This window comes from Streptomyces anulatus, from assembly GCF_014650675.1.
Taxonomy (GTDB): Bacteria; Actinomycetota; Actinomycetes; order Streptomycetales; family Streptomycetaceae; genus Streptomyces; species Streptomyces anulatus.
Map to the genome: position 1 here is coordinate 97,249 of NZ_BMVK01000007.1, position 20,765 is coordinate 118,013.

Sequence of the window (20,765 nt, forward strand, 5' to 3'; positions counted from 1 at the left end):
CGACAGGCTGTCAGCTCTGCTGCGCCTCCTCGGCGTTGTGCCACACCGTGAGGTCGATGGTGATGTAGCGGCTGGGGTCGTCCGGGCCCGCCTTGCCGCGGTAGGTCACGACGGCGATGTGTCCGGCCTTGCTGAGCACACAGATCTGCGACCCGGACGTGAGCTGTTCGAGGTCGATCTTCTCGGTATAGCGGGTCTCCTGCCGGCAGACCTCCAGCGAACCCTTCTGCGAGTTCTTCAGGACCACCAGCTTCCCGTTGGCGCTGCCCACCCGCTCGTCGCCGAAGAGGGAGTCCCAGTAGAAGTAGAAGTCCCCCTTGCCGTAACTGACCCCGCTGCCGGTGTCCTCCTGCGGTCGGGGCGGATGGTCGGCGAGTTTCAGGGCGTAGTTCGCCGTCATGTCGATGCCCTCGTACGAGACGGGCCTGGGGTCGACCGGCTTCTCCCGGGCCTTGTCCCCGGAACCGCTGCCGCTCGAACCGCCGTCGGAGGACGCCTCGGTCCGGTCGCCCTTGCCGGTGGTGTCGGGGTCGTTCGGCAGCAGGGCGCCGATGACGCCGAGGACGACCAGCGCGCCGAAGACCGAGGCGGCGACGATCAGACCCGGCCGCTTGGTGCGCGGCGCGGCGGGCTGGAACCCGGGCGGGACCCAGCCGGTCGGCTGGGAGCCGGGCTGCTGATAGCCGGGCCGGGCGTATCCGGACGGGTGCTGGGGCGGCGGGGTGGCGTAGCCCTGGGGGTGGGTGTGCTGCTGCCAGTGACCGGTCGGCACGGTTCCCGGCGTCCCCGGAACCCCCGGCGCCCCGGGGCCTCCCTGCGCTCCGGGTGCGGCCGGTCCGGTCTGTGTGGGTGCGGCGGCCACGGCGTGACCGGTCGGGGTGTACGGGTGGGCGGAGCCCGGCGCCGGGGGCTGCGGGGAGTACTGGGTCGGCGTGGGCGTGGGTGCGGTGGTGGGCTGTGGGGGCGGGGTGGGTGCGGGGGCGGGGAGTTGGTGGCGTTCGGTGATGGTGCCGGCGACTGCCTGGGGGAGCCAGTCCTCGCCCTGGCGCAGGGGTTCGGGGGAGATCTCGTGGCACATGCGGATGATGTCGGTGAGGGTGGGGCGGTCGGCGGGGTCACGGCTGAGGCAGCGGGTGACCAGGGGGCGCAGCGCGTCGGGGAGCCGGCTGAGGTCGGGGTCCTCGTGGACGATGCGGTAGAGGACGGCGTGCGAGGGGCCGTCGCCGTAGGCGGGTGCGCCGATCGCGGCGTAGGCGGCGATCTGGCCGAGGGCGAAGACGTCGGTGGCCGGGGTGACGGTGCCCACCGCCGCCTGTTCCGGTGACATGAACGCCGGGGTGCCGACGCTGACGCCGGTGCCGGTGAGGGCGGTGGTGTCGGCGGCCCGGGCGATGCCGAAGTCGATCACCCGGGGCCCGTCGGCGGCCAGCAGGACGTTCGCGGGCTTCAGGTCACGGTGGACGATCCCCGCACCATGGATGACACCGAGTGCCTCCGCCACCCCGACGGTCAGCAACAGCACGCTCCGCAACGGCAGCCGGCCGTGCCGGGCGACCGCGTGCGCGAGCGAGGGGCCCGGTACATAGGCCGTCGCCAGCCACGGCTGCGCCCCCTCGGTGTCCGAGTCGATGACCGGCGCGGTGTACAGGCCCTGCACCCGCTGCGCGGCCCGTACCTCCTGCTGGAAACGCCGCCGGAACTCGGGATCCTCACTGAACTCCGCCCGGATCACCTTGATCGCGAGAGGACGGCCACCGGGCGTGTACGAGAGATACACCTTGCCCATCCCGCCCGAGCCCAGCACGGCGGCCAGCCGATAACCCCCCACCACAGCCGGATCGTCGGCCTTGAGCGGCTGGAACGGGTCGGCCGAAGGTGCGCTGCTCATTTGGAACCATCCCCCTGGTCACGGCAGTCCGGAGCCTGCACACGCCCCGAAGATCAGACGAGAGCGTACCGAATGCCGGGGCGAGTCCGGGGCCTGGCCGCATCGCGGGGACAGCGCGGCGGCGTACGGTCCGTACAGGGGGCGGCCGGGCGCCTCCCTTACGCCCGGCGGAGCGGCCTTGCCGCTCCCCCGCACCGGGTCCATGCTTGTCCCATGGGTGACCAGACCGGCCCCGAGCCGACGGTGTCCGTCCGGCAGGACCTCCGGTTGCTGGAGGCCGTCGGCGCACACCGGGAAGGCGCCTCCGCGCGGCAGCTGGCCCAGGAGGCGGGGTTGTCGGAAGTCACCGCCGGGCGGCTCCTGCACGAGCTCGCCCGGGACGGGTATCTGCACGAGCTGGACGACGGCGCGTTCACCCTCCGCGAGCGCGACGGCCTGCCGGCCGCCGCCGACGGCCGGGCATTGTCGGAGCACATCCGCCCCCTGCTGTCGTCGCTGCGCGACAGCCTGTCCGCCGCCGTCTACCTGACGCTGTACGACGAGGGTGAGATCCGGGTCCTGGAGATCGTCGACAGCCCGTACGCCCCTCGGGTGGACCTGTGGGTGGGTTTCCAGGACGCCGGGCACGCCACCGCGCTCGGCAAGAGCGTGCTCCGCGAGCTGGACGGGGAGGCGCGCGCCAACTACCTCTCCCGCCACTCCCTGGCCGACCTCACCCCCCGCACCATCACCTCCCGGGAGGAGCTGCTGCGGCAGCTCGACTCCGCCCCGGCGGGCCCGCTCTCGCTGGACCGGGGGGAGTACGCGCGGGGTACGACGTGCGCGGCGGCGCCCGTGTACAGCGGTGACCAGGTCGGGGCGGTCGGCATCTCGTTCCGCTCGGACCGGATGTACCGGACCACCGAGGTCAGGGCGCGGCTGCTGGAGTCGGCGCTGCGCGTCACGCGGCGGCTGACCCTCCCGGGGTACTGACGTCTCCGCGAAGGCGCTCAGCCGGTGACGATGCCGGCGACCAGGTTGATCGTGGTGGCCAGGATGCTCGCGCCGAAGACGTACGACAGCAGGCAGTGCCGCAGGGCGACCGCGCGGATCCTGGAGGTGGAGACGTTGGTGTCGGAGACCTGGTACGTCATGCCCAGGTTGTAGCTGAAGTAGAGGAAGTCGATGTAGCGCGGCGGTTCCTTCGTGTTGAAGTCGATCCCGCCGCCGGGCGGCCGGTAGTAGATGTACGCGTAGCGGGCGGCGTACATCAGATGGAGCGCCGCCCAGGACATGAACACGCCGCAGAGGGCCAGGGCGGCCGCCGCGTGGCTCAGGTCGGAGTCGCCGATCAGGAGCAGCAGCACGATGCCGACCAGTCCGGACAGGGCGGCCCCGACGACGACCAGTTCCTCCGCCACGGGCCGGAACTCCTCGCGCCGGGCGTTGTCGTGGGTGGCGGCGGCGTCCATCGGCCACAGCACGAGCCATCCCGCGACGACGAAGAGGGTCTCCGCGGCGGCGATGCCGACGAGGATGCCCAGCGGCGCGTTGGCGAGCAGGACGCCGACCAGCGCGCCGACGGCGGCTCCGACCACCGCGGAGCCCGCGAGCCGGGGAACGGCGGGGAGCAGGAACCGACTGTTCATGGGGGCCTCACGTGGTGCCCGAGGAGCCTGGCGCCCCTGCTCCGCGGGGGCTCCCCACGGAGAGGGCCGGACCGTGTCAGCGTAGGCGCGCGTCGTGCGCGACGCAGCCCGGAGCGACCCGCCGCAGCCGAGTGGCAGGCGGGAATCACCGGACATAGCCTGCCCGGAAGGACCCGTTTTCGCCCCGCCATGACCGTCCGGTCCTCCGAGTCCGCCATACCCGCAGGTGAAAGGGTGGAAGTGCCGTGAGCACCGACAACGAAGCGCCGGAACCCCTGGAGCCCCGGGTCGGTCCCGTTCCCGAGGCCGATCCGCAGTTCCGGCCCTACCACCACCCCGCCGCGGGCTGGGGGGCGGCCAGGAGCGTGACCCGCTTCCTGGTGGAGGAACGCGCGCTGGTCGACGGGCCACGGGCCATCATGAAGATGAACCACGAGAACGGCGGGTTCGACTGCCCCGGGTGCGCGTGGCCGGACGACACCAAGGGCCTGCACCTGGACATCTGCGAGAACGGCATCAAGCACGTCACCTGGGAGATGACCCGCAAGCGCGTGGGCCGTGAGTTCTTCGCCGCGCACTCGGTGACCGAGCTGTCCGGGTGGAGCGACTACGACCTGGAGAACCAGGGCCGGCTGACCGAGCCGATGGCGTACGACCCCGCCTCCGACCACTACGTCCCGATCAGCTGGAAGGACGCGTTCGAGGTGGTCGGCGCGACCCTGCGCGGGCTCGACAGCCCGCACCGGGCGGCGTTCTACACCTCCGGCCGGCTCGGCAACGAGGCCACCTTCCTCTACCAGTTGATGGCCCGCGAGCTGGGCACGAACAATCTGCCGGACTGCTCCAACATGTGCCACGAGGCCAGCGGGCGGGCCCTCCAGGCCTCCCTCGGCACCGGAAAGGGAACGGTCGACCTCAAGGACTGGGAGTCCGCGGACGCCCTGTTCATCCTGGGTGTCAACGCCGCGTCGAACGCGCCCCGCATGCTCACCGCCCTCGCCGAGGCCGACCGCCGGGGCGCGCAGATCGTGCACGTCAACCCGCTGGTAGAGGCGGCGGCCACTCGCACCATCGTCCCGCACGACTTCACGGACATGGCCCTGTTCAAGACCACCCGGACCAGCACGCTGAACCTGCAGCCGCGCATCGGCGGCGACATGGCGCTGCTGCGCGGCATGGCCAAGGCGGTCCTGGAGCAGTCGGCGAGCGACCCCAAGGCCCTGGACGTCGCGTTCATCGACCGCCACACCACCGGCTTCGAGGAGTACCGGGCGCTGTGCGAGGCCACGCCCTGGGAGGAGTTGGAGCACCAGTCCGGTCTGAGCCGCGCCGACATCCTCAAGGCGGCGCAGGTGTACGGGGAGGCCGACCGCTCCATCGTCAGCTGGTGTCTGGGGCTCACCCAGCACGAGCACGGCGTCGACACCGTCCGCGAGATCGTCAACCTCCTTCTGCTGCGCGGCAATCTGGGCCGCGAGGGCGCGGGTCCCTCCCCCGTGCGCGGCCACAGCAACGTCCAGGGCAACCGCACGTGCGGCATCGATCACCGTCCCACCGACGCGTTCCTGGACCGGCTCGCCGAGGCGTGCAAGATCGACCCGCCCCGCGAGCACGGCCTGGACACCGTCCGCACGATCCAGGCGATGCGGGAGGGCGAGGTGACGGTGTTCGTCGGGATGGGCGGCAACTTCGCGCTCGCCGCGCCCGACACCCCGGCCACGTACGCGGCACTGCGCTCCTGCGACCTCACCGTCCAGGTGAGCACCAAGCTGAACCGCAGCCATGTCGTCCACGGCCGCGCGGCCCTCATCCTGCCGTGCCTCGGACGCACCGAGAAGGACCACCAGCGCAAGGGCGTCCAGAGCACCTCGGTCGAGGACTCGATGAGCATGGTCCACATGTCCGTCGGGATGAAGCGCCCCGCGTCCCCGCACCTGCTGTCCGAGCCGGCCATCGTCGCCGGGATGGCGCGCGCCGCCCTGCCGGACAGCGCAACCCCCTGGGACTGGTACATCGAGGACTACGACCGGATCCGGGACACGATGGCCGATGCGCTGGACGGCTTCGAGGACTTCAACCGCCGGGTCCGCCTGCCCCTCGGCTTCCGTATCAAGCAGCCCGCGCGCGAACTGGTCTTCCTGACCCCGTCCGGGCGCGCGGAGTTCTCCGCGGCCGCACTGCCCGACGTCGTGCCCGAGGCCGGCACCCTGGCGCTGGGCACGATGCGCTCGCACGACCAGTGGAACACCACCATCTACTCCGACAACGACCGCTACCGGGGCATCAAGAACCTGCGCACGCTGGTCTTCATGAACCGGGCCGACATGCGCGAGCGCGGGATCCCGGACATGGGGCCCGTCGACATCACGAGCACAGCGAAGGACGGCAGCGAGAGGTTCCTGAACGGCTACACGGCGATCCCGTACGACATCCCGCGCGGCTGTGCGGCCGGGTACATGCCGGAGATGAACGTGCTCTGCGCGCTGGGCGACTACAGCACCCAGAGCGACCAGCCGATCATGAAGCACGTCAAGGTGACGATCGTCCCGGCCGCCGCCTGACCGCACGCCCGTCCCGGGTCACCTCGGTCGGGCGAGTCGCTCCAGGAGCAGGTGGGCCCGGCGCTCGGCGGCGGCGAGTTCGGTGGGGTCGATCTCCGCCGGCCAGAGCTCGCCCGCCGCGGCGTCGTCGGCCTCGCGCAACTCCACTACGGCCGCCGCCAGTCGTGTCTGGACGGCGGGCAAGGACGCCACCGAGCTTTCGCCCAGGGCGCGTTCGGCCCGTGCCGAAGCCGCACCGCACGCGACCAGGGCGTGCTGCGCCCGCACGGCGGCACGGTCGTGCACCACCAGCAGGGCACAGACCAGCGCGATGCCGACCCCGAGCAGACTGCTCAGTGCGCGGTCCTGGACGAGGTCCCCGGCCGGCGAGGGGGCGACGAGGTCGGTGAGCAGCAGCGCCAGCGGGGTGAGGAAGACGACGCCGAGACCGTAGTTGCGGGCGACGACGTACTCCAGCAGGAACTCCAGCACCACGATCACCAGGGTGAGGACCACCGGCTCGGGGCGCGCGGCCAGCACGCCGAGCGCGATCAACAGCCCCGCCGTCGTGCCCAGGGTGCGCTGCACGGCCCGCTGCGCCGCCGTCCGCACATTGACCGAGTGCAGAACCGCCGCGGCGGAGATCGCCGCCCAGTAGCCGTGGCCGAGCCCGAGCGGCAACGCCGCCGCTCCGGCGAGTCCGGTGCCGAGGAGCATGCGCAGCGCGGGCACGAGCAGGACCGAGGTACGGGCGGCGGCGCCGTGGCCCCGGCCCGTCACCAGCTCCGTGGCCCGCGCCTCGGCGGCGCGCAGGGAGGTGTCGGGAAGGCGGGTGGAGGACGAGGACGAGGAGGAGGAAGCGGCCGCGGGAGACGGGGAGGCGCCGGTGTCCGGGGCGGTGTCGGGAGCGGCGCCCGGGGCGGCGGTGTCCCGGGCCGTCGGCAGAGAGGCGGCTCGGGAAGAGGCGGTCGGGGCGAGGACCGCCAGTTCGGGGAGCATGCGCGGCAGCCGTCTGCGGCGGCTCACCAGGAGGTCGGCCTGACGGCGCAGGTTCCGTGCCGGACCGCAGGGGTCGTCCGGCGCCCGGCGCGCCGAAGCGATGAGCAACGCCCAGGCCAGGTCGGTGAGCCGGAGGCACGTATCGCCCCGGCCGCCCCGTTCCGCCCCGGTGGGCGGCATCACCCCGAGGGTCCGGTACGCCTGGAGCACGGCGGCCGTCGCCCGGTGCCGTACGAGCCCCCGGCCGGCCCCCTCGCCCGCCGCCTCCCACAGGTCCGCCAGCTCGCGCAGCGCCGCGGCCACGACGAGCCGCTGCGGACGGTCCGGGTGCACGAACCAGCCGAGCACGGCGAGGACCCAGGCCACGGCGGCACCCGTCGCGGCCAGGGCTGTCTGCACCCCGACATCGGTGGGGTCGGTCGAGCCGTAGGCCGCCACCGCGAAGGCGAAGAGCAACAGCACCGCTCCGAGGCCCCTCAGCCGGGCCGCGTCACAGGCGAACTTCGCGGCGGCGGCCACGAGGGCCATCGCCGCGACCGTCACGGCGGCGCCCGCTCCCCCGTCCCTCGGCTGCGCCCACACGGCGAGCGCCGAGCCGCAGCCCACGCACGCGGTCATCGCCACCGCGACGACGGCGAGCACCCGGGCTCTCCTCGCGTAGGGCAGGTTGCGGCCGAAGGTGGTGGTGAAGGAGCCGAGCATCGCGTAGACGGCGAGATCGGCCCGGCCCGCCAGGGCCATCGGCAACGCGGGCACCGCCATGGCGAGGGCGGCACGCAGGGCGAAGGAGAGGGCGCTGTCCACGCTCTGCAGGGCCAGCGCTCCCCTGGGCGAGAGCGCCCGCCCCACCCGGGCCGCCACCCGGCGCCGGGTGGCCGCTCCCCTGCCGTTCGGCTCTCCCCGGTCGCTCAGCACGCGCCGACCCACTCCTCGTCGCCGTCCGCGAAGAACTGGTGCTTCCAGACCGGCACCTCGTGCTTGAGGTCCTCGACCAGGCGCTCGCAGGCGGCGAAGGCCTCCGCACGGTGCGGGCAGGAGACGGCCGCGACGACCGCGACCTCGCCCACGGCCAGCCGGCCGGTGCGGTGCACGGCGGCCAGTGCGCGGACCGGGAAGTCGGCCGCGACCTTCTCCGCCACCCGGCGCAGTTCGGCCCCGGCGCCAGGGTGCGCGCTGTAGTGCAGGGAGGTCACCGGCCTCCCGCCGTCGTGGTCACGCACGGTGCCGACGAAGAGGGCGATGCCGCCGGCGGCGTCGTCGCCGACCGCCGCGTACACCTCGTCGAGGGAGAGGGGATCCTCCCGCACGGCGAGAAGCCGGATCGGGTCGTCGTCCGGAGCACCGGAGGCGGAGGGAGCGGAGGCGGAGGGAGCGGAGGCGGAGCCGTCGGGCAGGTGCGTCATGGTCAGGTCCTCAGCGTGGTGCGGCGTGGGCGTCGACGTGGGCGTGGGCCGGGATGCGGCGGCGGGCCGGGCGGCGGTCAGAGCCGGGGGACGTCGAGGATCTCGACGACGGACCCGGAATCCGCGCCGCCGGGCGGCACCACGGCCAGCCCGTCGGCGACAGCGAGGCCGCGCAGCATCGCCGGTCCGTCGAACGGCAGCGGCGTCACCGCCGGCCCCGTGCGGCGCACCGGCAGCAACCGGGTGTCGCGGGGGTGCCCCGGCAGTGCGGCGGCGCAGGGCGCACGGACCGGCTCGGCGTCGGCGTGCCCGCCGAGGCGGCGCAGCAGCGGTACGGCGAGGGTCACCGTGCCGGCGACGGCGGCCAGCGGATTGCCGGGCAGACCCACCAGGTGCCTGGGCCGTCCCCCGGCGGCGGGCGGCAGCTCGGCGAGCAGCATGGGGTGGCCCGGCCGTACGGCGACGGAGTCGACGAGGAGCCGGGCGCCCGCCGCTCGCAGGGCTTCGTGCAGGAAGTCCACGGGGCCGGCGGCCGTGCTGCCCGTGGTGACGACCACGTCGGCGGTGGAGCCGCGCACGGCCTCGTACAGCGGCCCGAAGTCGTCCGGCAGCAGGCGGCGGCCGACGACGTCCGCGCCCTGACCGCGCAGCCAGGGCGGCAGCAGCGGGCCGAGGGCGTCGCGTACCCGGCCGTGCCGGGGCGGCCCCGTCTCCAGCAGTTCATCGCCGAGGACGAGCAGGTGCACGAGCGGGCGGCGGTGCACGGTGAGCCGGTCGTGGCCGGCGGCCGCCGCGAGGCCGAGGACGGCGGGGGTCACGCTCCGCCCGGCGGGGAGGAGGGGATCACCCGCGTGGCACTCCTGGCCGCGCGGCCGGACGTCACGGCCCGGCGCCGGGGGCCCGGGGCCCGTGGAGCGGCCGACCAGCAGGCCTTCCCGGGCGTCGCCCTCCCCGTCCTCCCTGCGGAGCACGGCGCGGGCGCCCTCGGGCAGGCGGGCGCCGGTGGCGATGGGGACAGCGGTCCCGGAGCGCAGCGGCTCGGGCTGCCCACCGGCCAGTACACCGCCGCCCCGGAGCCGCCAGGGGCCCGGTCCCGCCACGGCCCAGCCGTCCATGGCGGAGGTGTCGAACGGCGGCAGGTCGGTGAGTGCCGTCAGCGGCTCCGCGAGGGCGTGGCCGAGCGCCTCGGCGAGGTCGCGGGTGACGGGCGGCAGGGGCGGTACGGCGCGGGCGACGGCCCGTGCCTCCTCCCATTCCGTGTGCTTGGGCGCCGCGGTCATGCGCTTCCCTCGTTTCCGGTCGTACTCGGTCCGTGGCTCCGCGTCGGGCGTCGGAGAGGTCGTTCGGTTCTCACGTGTCGACCGCCAGAGGTCGGTTCTCACGTCTCGGATGCCGGCTCCCGCCTCGGGGCGTCAGCCGCCGATGGCCGACATCGGGCGCTCCGGCCTGCGGAACTCCGGGCTGTCGATGGCGTGGCCGGGGCCCTTGCCCGCGACGGAGTTCCGCCAGGCCGCCTCGATGGCCGTGTCGTCGGCTCCGCCCCGCAGCAGGGCCCTCAGGTCCGACTCCTCCGTCGCGAAGAGGCAGTTGCGCAGTTGCCCGTCGGCGGTGAGCCGCACCCGGTCGCAGCCGCCGCAGAACGGGCGGGTGACACTGGCGATGACGCCCACCACCGTGTCCGTCCCGGCGATCCGCCACTCCTCGGCGGGCGCGTTGTCGCGCCGGCCGACGGGGACCAGGTCGAACCGCTCCCCGAGGCGGCCCAGGATCTCCTCGGCGGTGACCAGCCGGTCCCGGTCCCAGGCGCCCTGCGCGTCCAGGGGCATCGACTCGATGAACCGCGCCCGGTAGCCGTGCTCGACGGCGAACGCGGTCAGTTCGGCGATCTCGTCGTCGTTGACCCCGCGCACCGGAACCGTGTTGATCTTGACGGGCGTGAGGCCGGCCGTACGGGCGGCGCGCAGCCCGTCCAGGACGTCGGTGATCCGGTCGCGGCGGGTGATCGCGGTGAACCGCTCGGGACGGAGGGTGTCCAGGCTGACGTTGACCCGGCTCAGCCCGGCCTCGTGCAGTGCGGCGGCGCTGCGCGCCAGGCCGATGCCGTTGGTGGTGAGGGACAGTTCGGGGGCCCCTGGCAGGGCGTGCAGACGGGCGACGAGCCCGGGCAGGCCGCGGCGCAGCAGCGGTTCGCCGCCGGTCAGCCGTACCTCGGTGATACCGAGGCGCCGGGCGGCGATGCGGACGAGGCGGACCACCTCGTCGTCGGTGAGCAGTTCGGGCCGGGGCAGCCAGTCGAGGCCCTCGGCGGGCATGCAGTACGTGCAGCGCAGATTGCAGCGGTCGGTGAGCGAGACCCGCAGGTCGGTGTGGACCCTGCCGAACCGGTCCGTCAGCGGGGACGGGGCGGGCCTGTGGAGGAGCGGTCGGGACACGGGGCAGCCTTCTTCCTCTGCCCGGGGGCAGTCACGCATTTCTCACCCGCCGACCACTTTCGAGGGATACCGGGATGAAGTCAAAGAGGGTTTCTCTATTACGTGATCGGCGCCGCCGATCTGTTCCTGGAACCCCTCTCCGAACTGCATGGACACCGTGATAGGCCAGGCCTTTCATCTCATCGAATTCCCCTCTTTGACTTCGCTCGACGAATAAGCGGATATTCGACGCGCCATCCGTGAGGCGAATGGCCCAAGGCAGAGAAAAGAGGCGCACCCCGTCATGAGCAGCCGTATCGAGGACGACCCGGGCGACGACCTGTCGGTCACCCCGCCCAAGACCTGGGCGACGGGTCTGCCCGCGGTGGCCCACGCGCTGGAGTACTCCCTGGGCCAGACGTCCCCGCGTCGCACCGCGCTGACGCTGCTCAACATCAACCAGCCCGAGGGCATCGACTGCCCCGGCTGCGCGTGGCCCGAACCCGCTCCCGGCAAGCGGCACATGAACGAGTACTGCGAGAACGGCGCCAAGCACATCAACGACGAGGCCACCTCGCGGCGCGTCACCCGGGAGTTCTTCCGCGAGCACTCGATCGCCGAGCTCGACGGCGCGTCCGACTACTGGCTGAACCAGCAGGGCCGGCTGACCGAGCCCATGGTGAAGCGACCCGGCGGGACCCATTACGAGCCGATCGGCTGGGACGAGGCGCTGGGTCTGCTCGCCGGGGAGCTGCGGGGCCTGGACTCCCCCGACGAGGCCCTCTTCTACGTCTCGGGCCGGCTGAACAACGAGGCAGCGTTCCTGCTCCAGCTCTTCGCGCGCGCGTACGGCACGAACAACCTGCCCGACTGCTCCAACATGTGCCACGAGTCCAGCGGATCCGCGATGTCGCAGACGCTGGGCACCGGCAAGGGCAGTGTCTCCCTCGACGACGTCCACCGGGCCGACCTGATCTTCGTCGTGGGGCAGAACCCGGGCACCAACCACCCCCGGATGCTCTCGGCCCTGGAGGAGACCAAGCGCAACGGCGGGCAGGTCGTCGCGGTCAACACGCTGCCCGAGGCAGGGCTCATGCGCTTCAAGCACCCGCAGAAGGCCCGCGGGCTGGTCGGCCGGGGCACGCCGATCGCCGATCAGTTCCTGCACATCCGCGCGGGCGGCGACCTCGCCCTGTTCCAGTCCCTGAACCGGCTGCTCCTGGAGGCCGAGGACGCCGCGCCGGGCACCGTACTGGACCAGGCGTTCATCCGTACCAGCACCACCGGCTTCGAGGACTTCGCCGAGCACGCGCGGAAGACCGACTGGGCGGACGTCCTGACGGCGACCGGGCTGTCCCGTGAGGAGATCCAGGAGGTTCTCGAGCGGGTCCTGAGGAGCGAGACGATCATTGTGTGCTGGGCGATGGGGCTCACCCAGCACAAGCACGGGGTGCCGACCATCCGCGAGGTGATCAACTTCCTGCTGGCGCGGGGCAACATCGGCAGGCCCGGCGCGGGCGTCTGCCCGGTGCGCGGGCACAGCAACGTCCAGGGCGACCGCACGATGGGCGTGTGGGAGCAGATGCCGAAGGAGTTCCTCGACGCCCTGGGGGCCGAGTTCGGCTTCACCCCTCCCACCCACCACGGTCTGGACGCGGTGAACAGCATCCGGGCCATGGACGAGGGCCGCGCCAAGGTCTTCCTGGGCGTGGCGGGCAACTTCGTACGGGCCACGCCCGACAGCGCGGTCACCGAGGCAGCGATGCGCACGTGCCGCCTCACCGCGCACATATCCACCAAGCTCAACCGCTCCCACACGGTCTGCGGCGACACCGCCCTCATCCTGCCCACCCTCGGCCGCAGCGACCGGGACGTCCAGGCGACCGGCGAGCAGTTCGTGACCGTCGAGGACTCCATGAGCGACGTCCACGCCTCCCAGGGGAAGCTGCCGCCGGCCTCCCCGCACCTGCTGAGCGAGGTCGCGATCATCGCCCGGCTCGCCCGGCGGACCCTGGGCGAGGCGCCCGACATCCCCTGGGAGCTGTTCGAGGCGGACTACGGCGCCGTCCGCGACCGGATCGCCCGGGTCGTCCCGGGCTTCGAGGACTTCAACGCGCGGGTCGCCGAACCCGGTGGCTTCACCCTTCCCAACCCGGTGAACCGAGGGGTCTTCCCGACACCGAGCGGCAGGGCCGTCTTCACCCGCAACGACTTCACCATGCCGCAGGTCCCCGAAGGACACCTGCTGTTGCAGACCCTGCGCTCGCACGACCAGTGGAACACCGTCTGGTACGCGCCGAACGACCGCTACCGGGGCATCCACAACGCCCGCCGGGTCGTCCTCGTGAACCCCGCGGACCTCGACGCCCTGGGTCTCGCCGACCGTGACGCCGTGGACCTGGTGAGCGTCTGGCACGACGGGCGGGAGCGCCGCGCGGAGAACTTCCGGGTGGTGGCGTACCCCGCGAGCCGTGGCTCGGCGGCGGCGTACTACCCGGAGACCAACGTCCTGGTGCCGCTGGACAGCGTCGCCGACATCAGCAACTGCCCGACCTCCAAAGGAGTCGTGGTCCGCCTCGAACGCACCCGCGTGACGGACGGGAAGGGAAGCGAACCGTGGGGCGAGTGACCGCACGGCGGCGTGTTCTGCGGGTACGGGAGGGTCGCGCCTCCTACCGTCCGGACACCCTGGCCGCCGAGGAACCGATGGAGATCCGGGTCGGCGGGCGCCCGCTGACGGTGACCATGCGCACGCCGGGCGACGACTTCGACCTCGCGGCCGGTTTCCTCGTGAGCGAGGGCGTGGTGCACGGCGCCGAGGATGTGGCGGGCATCCGCTACTGTGCGGGCGCCACGGCCGACGGCGGCAACACGTACAACGTGGTCGACGTCGGTCTGGCCCCCGGCGTGGCGGCCCCCGACGCCTCCCTGGAGCGGAACTTCTACACGACGTCCTCGTGCGGACTGTGCGGAAAGGCGAGCCTGGACGCGGTGCGCACCACGGCCGCCTGGTCGGTCGCCGAGGACCCGTTGAGCATCGGGACGGATGTGCTGACGGCCCTTCCGGACCGGCTGCGGGCGGCCCAGCGGGTGTTCGACAGCACCGGCGGTCTGCACGCCGCGGGGCTCTTCACGGCCGATGGCGAGCCGGTGTGTCTGCGGGAGGACGTCGGGCGGCACAACGCCGTGGACAAGGTCGTGGGCCACGCACTGCGGTCGGGGCTCCTTCCGCTGCGCGGGTCGGTCCTGATGGTGAGCGGCAGGGCCTCGTTCGAGCTGGTGCAGAAGGCGGTGATGGCCGGCGTCCCGCTGCTCGCGGCGGTCTCCGCGCCCTCCTCGCTCGCGGTCGACCTGGCCGCGGAGAGCGGTCTGACCCTGGTCGGGTTCCTGCGCGGCGCCTCCATGAACGTGTACACGGGTGCCGAGCGGCTGCGCCCGGTGCCGGGGGCGTGACGGGCGGCGTCCGGCGGGTGGCTCGGGAGCGGGGGCCCGCCGGACGTCCGGCGGCGGCTCGTGCGCCGGTGGGGCGATTGGCGTTCCGCGAGGCGGTCCGGTAGACCCGTGGGGTGCTGTTCCGTCAACTCGAGTACCTGGTGGCCCTCTCCCGCGAGCGTCACTTCGCCCGTGCCGCCCAGGCCTGTCACGTCTCCCAGCCCGCTCTCTCCGAGGCGGTCCGCAAGCTGGAGGAAGAGCTCGACGTCCCCCTGGTGCTGCGCGGCCGCAAGTACGAGGGGCTCACGCCCGAGGGCGAACGCATCGTCGTGTGGGCGCAGCGGATCCTGGCCGACCGTGACGCCCTCACGAGCGAGGCCGGTCATCTGCGCACCGGGCTCGGTGGCCGCATGCGGATCGGTACGGTCCCGACCGCGTCCGGGGCCGTCGCCCTGCTGACCGCCCCCTTCTGCCTGGCGCATCCGCTGGTCACGGTGGAGGTGATGGGGGACCTCCAGTCGCAGGACGTGCTCCGGCAGCTGCGGGACTTCGAGATCGACGCCGGAATCACCTACCTCCACGAGGGGCTCGGGGAGCAGTACCGGACGGTTCCGCTGTACGAGGAGCGGTACGTGCTGCTCACCGGTGCCGCCGACGCCCCCGCCCACCGGACGGCGGCCACCTGGGCGGAGGCCGCGCGGCTGCCCCTCTGTCTGCTCACGGGGGCGATGCAGGGGCGCCGGGTGCTGGACGAGCTGTTCGCCGAGGCCGGGGTGCGGCCGTCGCCCCGGGTCGAGACGGACTCCGTGGCGACGCTCTTCGCCCATGTCAGGACGGGCCGGTGGGCGAGCGTCGTACCGCACACCTGGCTGCACGTCTTCGGCGTGCCGCACGGGATGCGGGCGGTGCCGATGACCGGGCCCGACCGGACGGTGCCGGTCGGGCTGGTGATGAACGCCCGGGAGCCGGGCTCGGTGATGGCCCGCGCCCTGCGTGAGGTCGCGGCCCGCACCGATGTGGCCGCCGCCCTGGAGCGGCTGCCCGACGACTGAGACGCCCCCGGGGAGGCGTCCCGGTCGTTCGTGGCGGCCGGCCGTCGCCTACTTGTCCTGATCCGGGGGAAGGCCCACTTCCTCGCGGTCCTCCTCCAGACGCTCCTCGATCTTCTCCGCGTCCGGGCGGCGGGGCATGCCCCGGCCGTGACCGGTTTCGGGGTCGCCCTCGACCTCTTCGTTCGACTTGTGGTGGTGATGGGTCATCGATCACTCCTTGCCGTCGGGGGCGGCGGTCGCCGCGGCGGCCCCGGGGGCCTTCGCGGCGTCGTCGCCCTTGCGGATCGTGCAGTGCAGGGAGTCGTCGACCACGTCGGCGACGATCGTGTCCCCGGGGTCGGCCTCGCCGCCGAGCAGCAGGGAGGCGACGCGGTTGTCCAGTTCCGTCTGGATCGTGCGGCGCAGCGGGCGGGCGCCGAACTCCGGCTGGTAGCCGTGGGCGACGAGGAGCTTCTTCGCCGCTTCGGTGACCTCCAGGGTCATGCCCTGGGCGTGGACGCGGTGCTTGCTGCGGTCCAGCAGGTGCTCGACGATCTCGGACAGGTCGGCCTCGGTGAGGCTGTGGAAGACGATGATGTCGTCGATGCGGTTGAGGAACTCGGGCAGGAACCGGCCCCTCAGATCCTCCATCAGCTCGTCCTTGAGCTCGGCGGCGTCTCCCTGGTGGGCGAGGATGCGGTGGGCGCCGATGTTGGACGTCATGATGACGACGCAGTGGCGGAAGTCGACCGTGCGGCCCTGTCCGTCCGTGAGCCGGCCGTCGTCGAGGATCTGGAGCAGCGTGTTGAATACGTCGGGGTGCGCCTTCTCGACCTCGTCGAACAGCACCACGCTGTAGGGGTTGCGCCGCACCTTCTCGGTCAGCTGGCCGGCCTCGTCGTAACCGACGTATCCGGGCGGCGCTCCGACGAGCCGGGCGACCGTGTGCTTCTCCTGGAACTCGCTCATGTCGAACCGGACCATGCGGTCGTCGTCGCCGAACAGCAGCTCGGCCAGCGTCTTGGCGAGCTCGGTCTTGCCGACGCCGGTGGGCCCGAGGAAGAGGAACGAGCCGACGGGCCTGTTCGGGTCACCCATGCCCGCACGGTTGCGGCGTACGGCCTGGGAGACCGCGGTGACCGCCTCGTCCTGGCCGACGATCCTGGCGTGCATCTCCTCCTCCAGCTTGAGGAGCTTCTCCTTCTCGCCGGCGGTGAGCTGGGAGACCGGGATGCCGGTGCGGCGGGAGACGATGTCGGCGATGTCGGAGGCCGTGACCGAGACGACGCCCTCGCGGCGTTCCTCGATCCCGGCGAGTTCCCCCTCCACCTCGGTGATCTGCCGCTTCAGCCCGGAGGCCTTCTCGAACTCCTCGCCGGCGACGGCCTCGTCCTTCTCGCGCCGCAGTTTGGCGAGGCGGTCCTCACGGCTGACGACCTCGGTGGAGCGGTTCGCGCTGCGCAGCCGTACGCGGGCCCCGGCCTGGTCCATCAGGTCGATGGCCTTGTCGGGCAGGAAGCGGTCGCTGATGTAGCGGTCGGACAGCTCGGCCGCCGCCGTCAGGGCCCCGTCGGCGAAGCGGACCTGGTGGTGGGCCTCGTACGCGTCCCGCAGCCCTTCGAGGATCTGTACGGTCTCCTCGACGGTCGGCTCCGGGACCAGGACGGGCTGGAAGCGGCGCTCCAGGGCGGCGTCCTTCTCGATGTGCTTGCGGTACTCGTCGATCGTCGTCGCGCCCACGACGTGGAGCTCGCCGCGTGCGAGGGCGGGCTTGAGCATGTTGCCCGCGTCCATCGAGCCCTCGCCCGTCGCGCCCGCTCCGACGACGGTGTGGAGTTCGTCGATGAAGAGGATGATCTCCCCGCTCGCCTGCTGGACGTCCTCGATGACCTTCTTCAGCCGTTCCTCGAACTGTCCGCGGTACTGGGCTCCGGCGACCATGCCGGACAGGTCCAGGGAGACGACCCGCTTGTCCTTCAGCGTGTCGGGCACCTCGCCCGCGACGATGCTCTGGGCGAGTCCCTCCACGATGGCGGTCTTGCCGACGCCGGGCTCGCCGATGAGGACGGGGTTGTTCTTGGAGCGCCGCGAGAGGATCTCGATGGTCTGCTCGATCTCCTCGGCCCGCCCGACGACGGGGTCGAGCTTCCCCGCCTTCGCCTCCTCCGTCAGGTCCCTGCCGAACTCGTCCAGGGTCGTCGAGGGCTGCTTCCCCCCGCCGGAAGCCCCGTTCCCGCCCGCCGCCCGGTCCGTGGCGCCGCGCAGCTTCCCCACGTCCAGGTCGTCCGCGCCCAGGAAGCGGGAGGCCCCGGAGTCCGCGTCGTCGATGAGCGCGCCCAGGATGTGCTCGGGGCCGATGTAGGACACCCCCGCCGCCTGCGAGCGGGCGTAGGCGGCGGTGAGGGTCCGCTTGGCCGCCGGGGTGAGTCCGGGCTCGGCGGACGGCTCGCCCGCCTCCCGGGGCAGCACCTCGTCGAGCTGCCCGGCGAGGGCGTCGGGGTCGACCCCGGCCCGGGAGAGCAGCCCGCGCGAGGGCTCGACCTGCGTCGCCGCCCACAGCAGGTGCTCGGTGTCGAGGTCCGCCGTTCCGTCGTCGGCCGCCTTGCTCGTGGCCCGGCCCAGCAGTTCGTGGGAGGACTCCGTCAGCAGCCGCCCGATCGGGACGCGCTGCATGGCCGGGGGCGACGACGCGGGCGACATCCCGAAGAACCGGTTCAACAGGTCACTGAACGGATCGGACGGACCGAGGGGTGAACCGAACGCCATCGACATATCAGCTCCAGGGAGGCGAGGGGGGCTCTCCCACTCAAACGCGATGTCCACCGCCCCGCAAACGGAACGGGCCCCGGCCGCCTCCCCGGCCCGGAGCGGGCTACTCCGCCATCTCGTACGCCCCCGACAGCGCCTCGACGCGCTCCCAGATCCGCGCCGAACGGGCCGCGTCGACGACGGGACGGCGTACCGCGCCGAGCGCCCAGCTCTGCTGCTCCTCGGTGGCGGAGTCCTTGCCGTGCAGCTCGACGGCGTGTGCGGAGAAGTCGCGTACGAGCACGGCGAACAGTTCGTCCAGCAGCTCCTGGTCCAGGCCGGTCAGCCGGGCCTGCTCCAGGATCAGCTGGCCGTGGACGACGAGCGCGAAGAGCTGGCCGACGGCGAGGAGGAGGTCGAGGTCACGGCTCTGCTCCTCGTCCGGGGCGGCCGTCTCGACGAACGCGCACAGGGCGTCGGCCTGCTCGCGGAAGCGGGCGACGTTCTCCACCTCGGCGTACGCGTCGAACGCGGTGCGCCAGTCGTGGAAGCGTACGGAGCCGAGACCGCGCGCAGGTCCCTGCTGGAAGAGGAACGCGTCGTCGGAGGCGTCGAGGCGGGTGGGGACGGCCGGGTAGTCGACCGGGTTGAGCAGGTGGTTCCGCATGAACTTGAGGATCAGGGCGAGGTTCACGTGGACCGTGCCCTCCAGCTTCGGCAGGCCCCGGATCTCGACGGCGGCCTGGGCGAAGTAGTTGTCCTTCTCGAAACCCTTGGCGGCGATGACGTCCCACATGAGGTCGATGACCTTCTCGCCCTCCGTGGTCACCTTCATCTTCGTCATCGGGTTGAAGAGCAGGTAGCGGCGGTCCTCGGGTCCGGCGGAGCGGAAGTAGTCGACGGCGCGGTCGCTGAACAGCTTCATCCCGACGAGCCGGACGTAGGCGTCGGTCAGCTCGCGGCGCACGTGCGGGAAGGCGGTGACGGGGCGGCCGTAGAGGATGCGGTTGCTCGCGTGGGTGACAGCCTCGTACATCGCGTGCTCGCAGATGCCGATGGAGGCGGTGCAGAGGTTGAACTTGCCGACGTTGACGGTGTTGAGCGCGGCGTCGAAGGCGGCGCGGCCGGTGTGCAGGATGTCGGCGGGGGCCACCGGGTAGCCGTCGAGGCGGAACTCGCTGACGTACTTCGAGGAGTCGACGACGTTCTTCACCAGGTGGTAAGCCTCGTGGCGGCTGTCGGCCGCGAAGAAGACGTACCCGTCGGGCCCCTCGACGTCCGTGCGACGGCCGAAGACGGAGACGAGACCGGCGGCGTTGCCGTTGCCGATGTAGTACTTGGAGCCGGAGGCCCGGAAGCCGCCGTCGACCTCGCTGTCCGGCTCCAGCAGCATGTCGGTGGAGTAGATGTCGGCGCCGTGGGTCTTCTCGGAGAGACCAAAGGCGAACACCTCGCCCCGGGAGAGGAGTTCGGCCGCCCGGTCGCGGGCCGCGGCGTTGTCGCTCTGCCAGACCGGGCCAAGACCGAGGATGGTCACCTGCCAGGCGTACCAGTAGTCCAGGCCGTAGAACCCGAAGATCTCGTTGAGTGCGGCGATCCGGGCGGTGTCCCAGCGCTGGTCCTCGCTCCCGGCGGCGGAGGCCGGGGTGAGGAAGGTCGCGAACAGCCCCTCCTTCGCGGAGAAGGCGAGGAAGTCGCCCAGCCAGGCGCGGGATCGGTAGTCCTCGATCAGCCGGCGCTTGCCGCGCTCCTCGAACCAGTCGACGGTGGCGCGCAGCAGCCTGCGGGTCTCCGGGTCGAAGTGCTGGGGGTCGTAGGTACGCGGGTTGAACAGCAAGGACGCGGACTCAGCCATGGCGGTGCCTTCCGGGAAGGGTGAGGGTTCTGGTGGTCACGGGGACGGCGGCCGGGACGCCGTTCAGGCGTCCGGCCCCGGAGCCGCGAGCCGGTTGAGGGTGTCGAGTACGTCGTCGAGCCAGGCGATCGTCATGCGCTCGAACGCGATGCCGCCGCGCAGCACGACGTGCTGGAGCTCCTGGCCCGCGTCCGGAGGCACGGGGGCGTCGGGCCCGGTGAAGTCGCGCAGTTCGCCGGCGAGGTAGTGCGCGAGCCGGTCCCGGTGCACCTGGTGGTGCCGTTCGACCTCGCGGATCAGGGCGGCCGGGTCGTCGAAGGCCGCACCCCTGATCTTCACGGCCAGGTCGTGCCGGAGGCTCTCCGGTTCGATCGGCTTGTGCAGCCACACGGCGAGCGCCGAGCGGCCGGGCCCGGTGACGGAGTACTCCTTCTTGTCCGGCCGGCCCTGCTGCTCCACCTCGCGGACGAGGAGCAGGCCGTCGCCCACCATGCGCCCGAGCACGCGGTAGATCTGCTGGTGGGTGGCGGTCCAGAAGTACCCGATGGACCGCTCGAAACGCCGGGCCAGCTCATAGCCGGAGCCGGGCTGCTCCAGCAGGGAGACGAGGATCGCGTGGTCGAGGGCCATACCTCGATCCTTCTATGCAACTCGTTGCATAGACAAGTCGTGGAGCCCCGGTGAGACACGGCTCACCCGGGTCCGGGCGTCCGGGAGCGCCATTCCGGCGGGCGTTGTTTAGTGGGATCCGTACGGGAAACGCGGTGGAAGCTCTCGGAGAAGGGGCGCCACCGTGTCGTCGGTGGCGCGATTCCGGGCCCGACGCCCAT

The 20,765-nt window shown here is 72.3% G+C and carries 15 protein-coding genes; 5 read left to right on the plus strand and 10 right to left on the minus strand.

Annotated features, from left to right (window positions below; translation table 11 throughout):
• Window positions 1–10 precede the first annotated feature (10 nt).
• The gene (locus tag IE272_RS19065; protein WP_190007341.1) at window positions 11–1,888 is read right to left on the minus strand and encodes a serine/threonine-protein kinase; all 1,878 of its coding nucleotides are present in this window, start codon (window positions 1,886–1,888) and stop codon (window positions 11–13) included.
• Between the two features lie 213 nt (window positions 1,889–2,101).
• On the opposite strand from IE272_RS19065, the gene IE272_RS19070 reads away from it, so the two are divergent.
• On the plus strand, window positions 2,102–2,860 hold the full coding sequence (locus IE272_RS19070) for an IclR family transcriptional regulator (RefSeq protein ID WP_050357500.1): 759 nt from the start codon (window positions 2,102–2,104) through the stop codon (window positions 2,858–2,860).
• Window positions 2,861–2,877: 17 nt separating this feature from the next.
• On the opposite strand, the gene IE272_RS19075 is transcribed toward IE272_RS19070, so the two are convergent.
• Window positions 2,878–3,516 (minus strand): DUF1345 domain-containing protein, encoded by a 639-nt coding sequence (locus IE272_RS19075; RefSeq protein ID WP_007453975.1) that lies wholly within the window; start codon window positions 3,514–3,516, stop codon window positions 2,878–2,880.
• 245 nt (window positions 3,517–3,761) lie between these two features.
• Here IE272_RS19075 and IE272_RS19080 point away from each other — a divergent pair, with 245 nt between their 5' ends.
• Window positions 3,762–6,077 carry an FdhF/YdeP family oxidoreductase gene (locus IE272_RS19080; RefSeq protein WP_190007342.1) on the plus strand — a complete coding sequence of 772 codons (2,316 nt, stop codon included), beginning with the start codon at window positions 3,762–3,764 and terminating at the stop codon, window positions 6,075–6,077.
• Window positions 6,078–6,095: 18 nt separating this feature from the next.
• Here IE272_RS19080 and IE272_RS19085 read toward each other — a convergent pair whose 3' ends face one another.
• The 4 genes from IE272_RS19085 to moaA form a co-directional block, all read right to left on the minus strand.
• A complete protein-coding gene (locus IE272_RS19085) occupies window positions 6,096–7,817 on the minus strand; it encodes an FUSC family protein (RefSeq protein WP_229897355.1) in 1,722 nt (573 codons plus the stop codon).
• Window positions 7,818–7,963: 146 nt separating this feature from the next.
• On the minus strand, window positions 7,964–8,458 hold the full coding sequence (locus IE272_RS19090; protein ID WP_229897347.1) for a molybdenum cofactor biosynthesis protein MoaE: 495 nt from the start codon (window positions 8,456–8,458) through the stop codon (window positions 7,964–7,966).
• 77 nt (window positions 8,459–8,535) lie between these two features.
• Window positions 8,536–9,738 carry a molybdopterin molybdotransferase MoeA gene (locus IE272_RS19095; protein ID WP_050357504.1) on the minus strand — a complete coding sequence of 401 codons (1,203 nt, stop codon included), beginning with the start codon at window positions 9,736–9,738 and terminating at the stop codon, window positions 8,536–8,538.
• A 132-nt stretch (window positions 9,739–9,870) separates the two neighbouring features.
• On the minus strand, window positions 9,871–10,929 hold the full coding sequence (gene moaA / locus IE272_RS19100; RefSeq protein WP_373304181.1) for a GTP 3',8-cyclase MoaA: 1,059 nt from the start codon (window positions 10,927–10,929) through the stop codon (window positions 9,871–9,873).
• 244 nt (window positions 10,930–11,173) lie between these two features.
• On the opposite strand from moaA, the gene IE272_RS19105 reads away from it, so the two are divergent.
• The 3 genes from IE272_RS19105 (at window position 11,174) to IE272_RS19115 (ending at window position 15,353) form a co-directional block, all read left to right on the plus strand.
• On the plus strand, window positions 11,174–13,498 hold the full coding sequence (locus tag IE272_RS19105) for an FdhF/YdeP family oxidoreductase (protein ID WP_190007345.1): 2,325 nt from the start codon (window positions 11,174–11,176) through the stop codon (window positions 13,496–13,498).
• On the plus strand, window positions 13,486–14,322 hold the full coding sequence (gene fdhD / locus IE272_RS19110; protein ID WP_190007346.1) for a formate dehydrogenase accessory sulfurtransferase FdhD: 837 nt from the start codon (window positions 13,486–13,488) through the stop codon (window positions 14,320–14,322). Before IE272_RS19105 ends, fdhD begins: the two co-directional genes overlap by 13 nt.
• A gap of 113 nt (window positions 14,323–14,435) precedes the next feature.
• The gene (locus IE272_RS19115) at window positions 14,436–15,353 is read left to right on the plus strand and encodes a LysR family transcriptional regulator (RefSeq protein WP_050357508.1); all 918 of its coding nucleotides are present in this window, start codon (window positions 14,436–14,438) and stop codon (window positions 15,351–15,353) included.
• A gap of 48 nt (window positions 15,354–15,401) precedes the next feature.
• Here the strand turns inward: IE272_RS19115 and IE272_RS19120 are convergent, their stop codons facing one another.
• From IE272_RS19120 to IE272_RS19135, 4 genes are all read right to left on the minus strand, one after another.
• Window positions 15,402–15,560, minus strand: a complete 159-nt coding sequence (locus IE272_RS19120) for a hypothetical protein (RefSeq protein WP_007453965.1) — start codon at window positions 15,558–15,560, stop codon at window positions 15,402–15,404.
• A 3-nt stretch (window positions 15,561–15,563) separates the two neighbouring features.
• On the minus strand, window positions 15,564–18,104 hold the full coding sequence (locus IE272_RS19125) for an ATP-dependent Clp protease ATP-binding subunit (protein ID WP_057661328.1): 2,541 nt from the start codon (window positions 18,102–18,104) through the stop codon (window positions 15,564–15,566).
• A gap of 100 nt (window positions 18,105–18,204) precedes the next feature.
• On the minus strand, window positions 18,205–19,935 hold the full coding sequence (locus tag IE272_RS19130) for an acyl-CoA dehydrogenase family protein (protein ID WP_056699226.1): 1,731 nt from the start codon (window positions 19,933–19,935) through the stop codon (window positions 18,205–18,207).
• A gap of 63 nt (window positions 19,936–19,998) precedes the next feature.
• Window positions 19,999–20,565, minus strand: a complete 567-nt coding sequence (locus IE272_RS19135; RefSeq protein ID WP_050357511.1) for a PadR family transcriptional regulator — start codon at window positions 20,563–20,565, stop codon at window positions 19,999–20,001.
• Between the last annotated feature and the right edge of the window lie 200 nt (window positions 20,566–20,765).

Coding starts and splice junctions, on each gene's coding strand:
- IE272_RS19065 (WP_190007341.1), bottom strand. CDS start 1,888: ATGAGCAGCGCACCTTCGGCCGACCCGTTCCAGCCGCTCAAGGCCGAC.
- IE272_RS19070 (WP_050357500.1), top strand. CDS start 2,102: ATGGGTGACCAGACCGGCCCCGAGCCGACGGTGTCCGTCCGGCAGGAC.
- IE272_RS19075 (WP_007453975.1), bottom strand. CDS start 3,516: ATGAACAGTCGGTTCCTGCTCCCCGCCGTTCCCCGGCTCGCGGGCTCC.
- IE272_RS19085 (WP_229897355.1), bottom strand. CDS start 7,817: ATGGCGGTGCCCGCGTTGCCGATGGCCCTGGCGGGCCGGGCCGATCTC.
- IE272_RS19090 (WP_229897347.1), bottom strand. CDS start 8,458: ATGACGCACCTGCCCGACGGCTCCGCCTCCGCTCCCTCCGCCTCCGCT.
- IE272_RS19095 (WP_050357504.1), bottom strand. CDS start 9,738: ATGACCGCGGCGCCCAAGCACACGGAATGGGAGGAGGCACGGGCCGTC.
- moaA (WP_373304181.1), bottom strand. CDS start 10,929: ATGCGTGACTGCCCCCGGGCAGAGGAAGAAGGCTGCCCCGTGTCCCGA.
- IE272_RS19105 (WP_190007345.1), top strand. CDS start 11,174: ATGAGCAGCCGTATCGAGGACGACCCGGGCGACGACCTGTCGGTCACC.
- IE272_RS19120 (WP_007453965.1), bottom strand. CDS start 15,560: ATGACCCATCACCACCACAAGTCGAACGAAGAGGTCGAGGGCGACCCC.
- IE272_RS19125 (WP_057661328.1), bottom strand. CDS start 18,104: ATGTCGATGGCGTTCGGTTCACCCCTCGGTCCGTCCGATCCGTTCAGT.
- IE272_RS19130 (WP_056699226.1), bottom strand. CDS start 19,935: ATGGCTGAGTCCGCGTCCTTGCTGTTCAACCCGCGTACCTACGACCCC.
- IE272_RS19135 (WP_050357511.1), bottom strand. CDS start 20,565: ATGGCCCTCGACCACGCGATCCTCGTCTCCCTGCTGGAGCAGCCCGGC.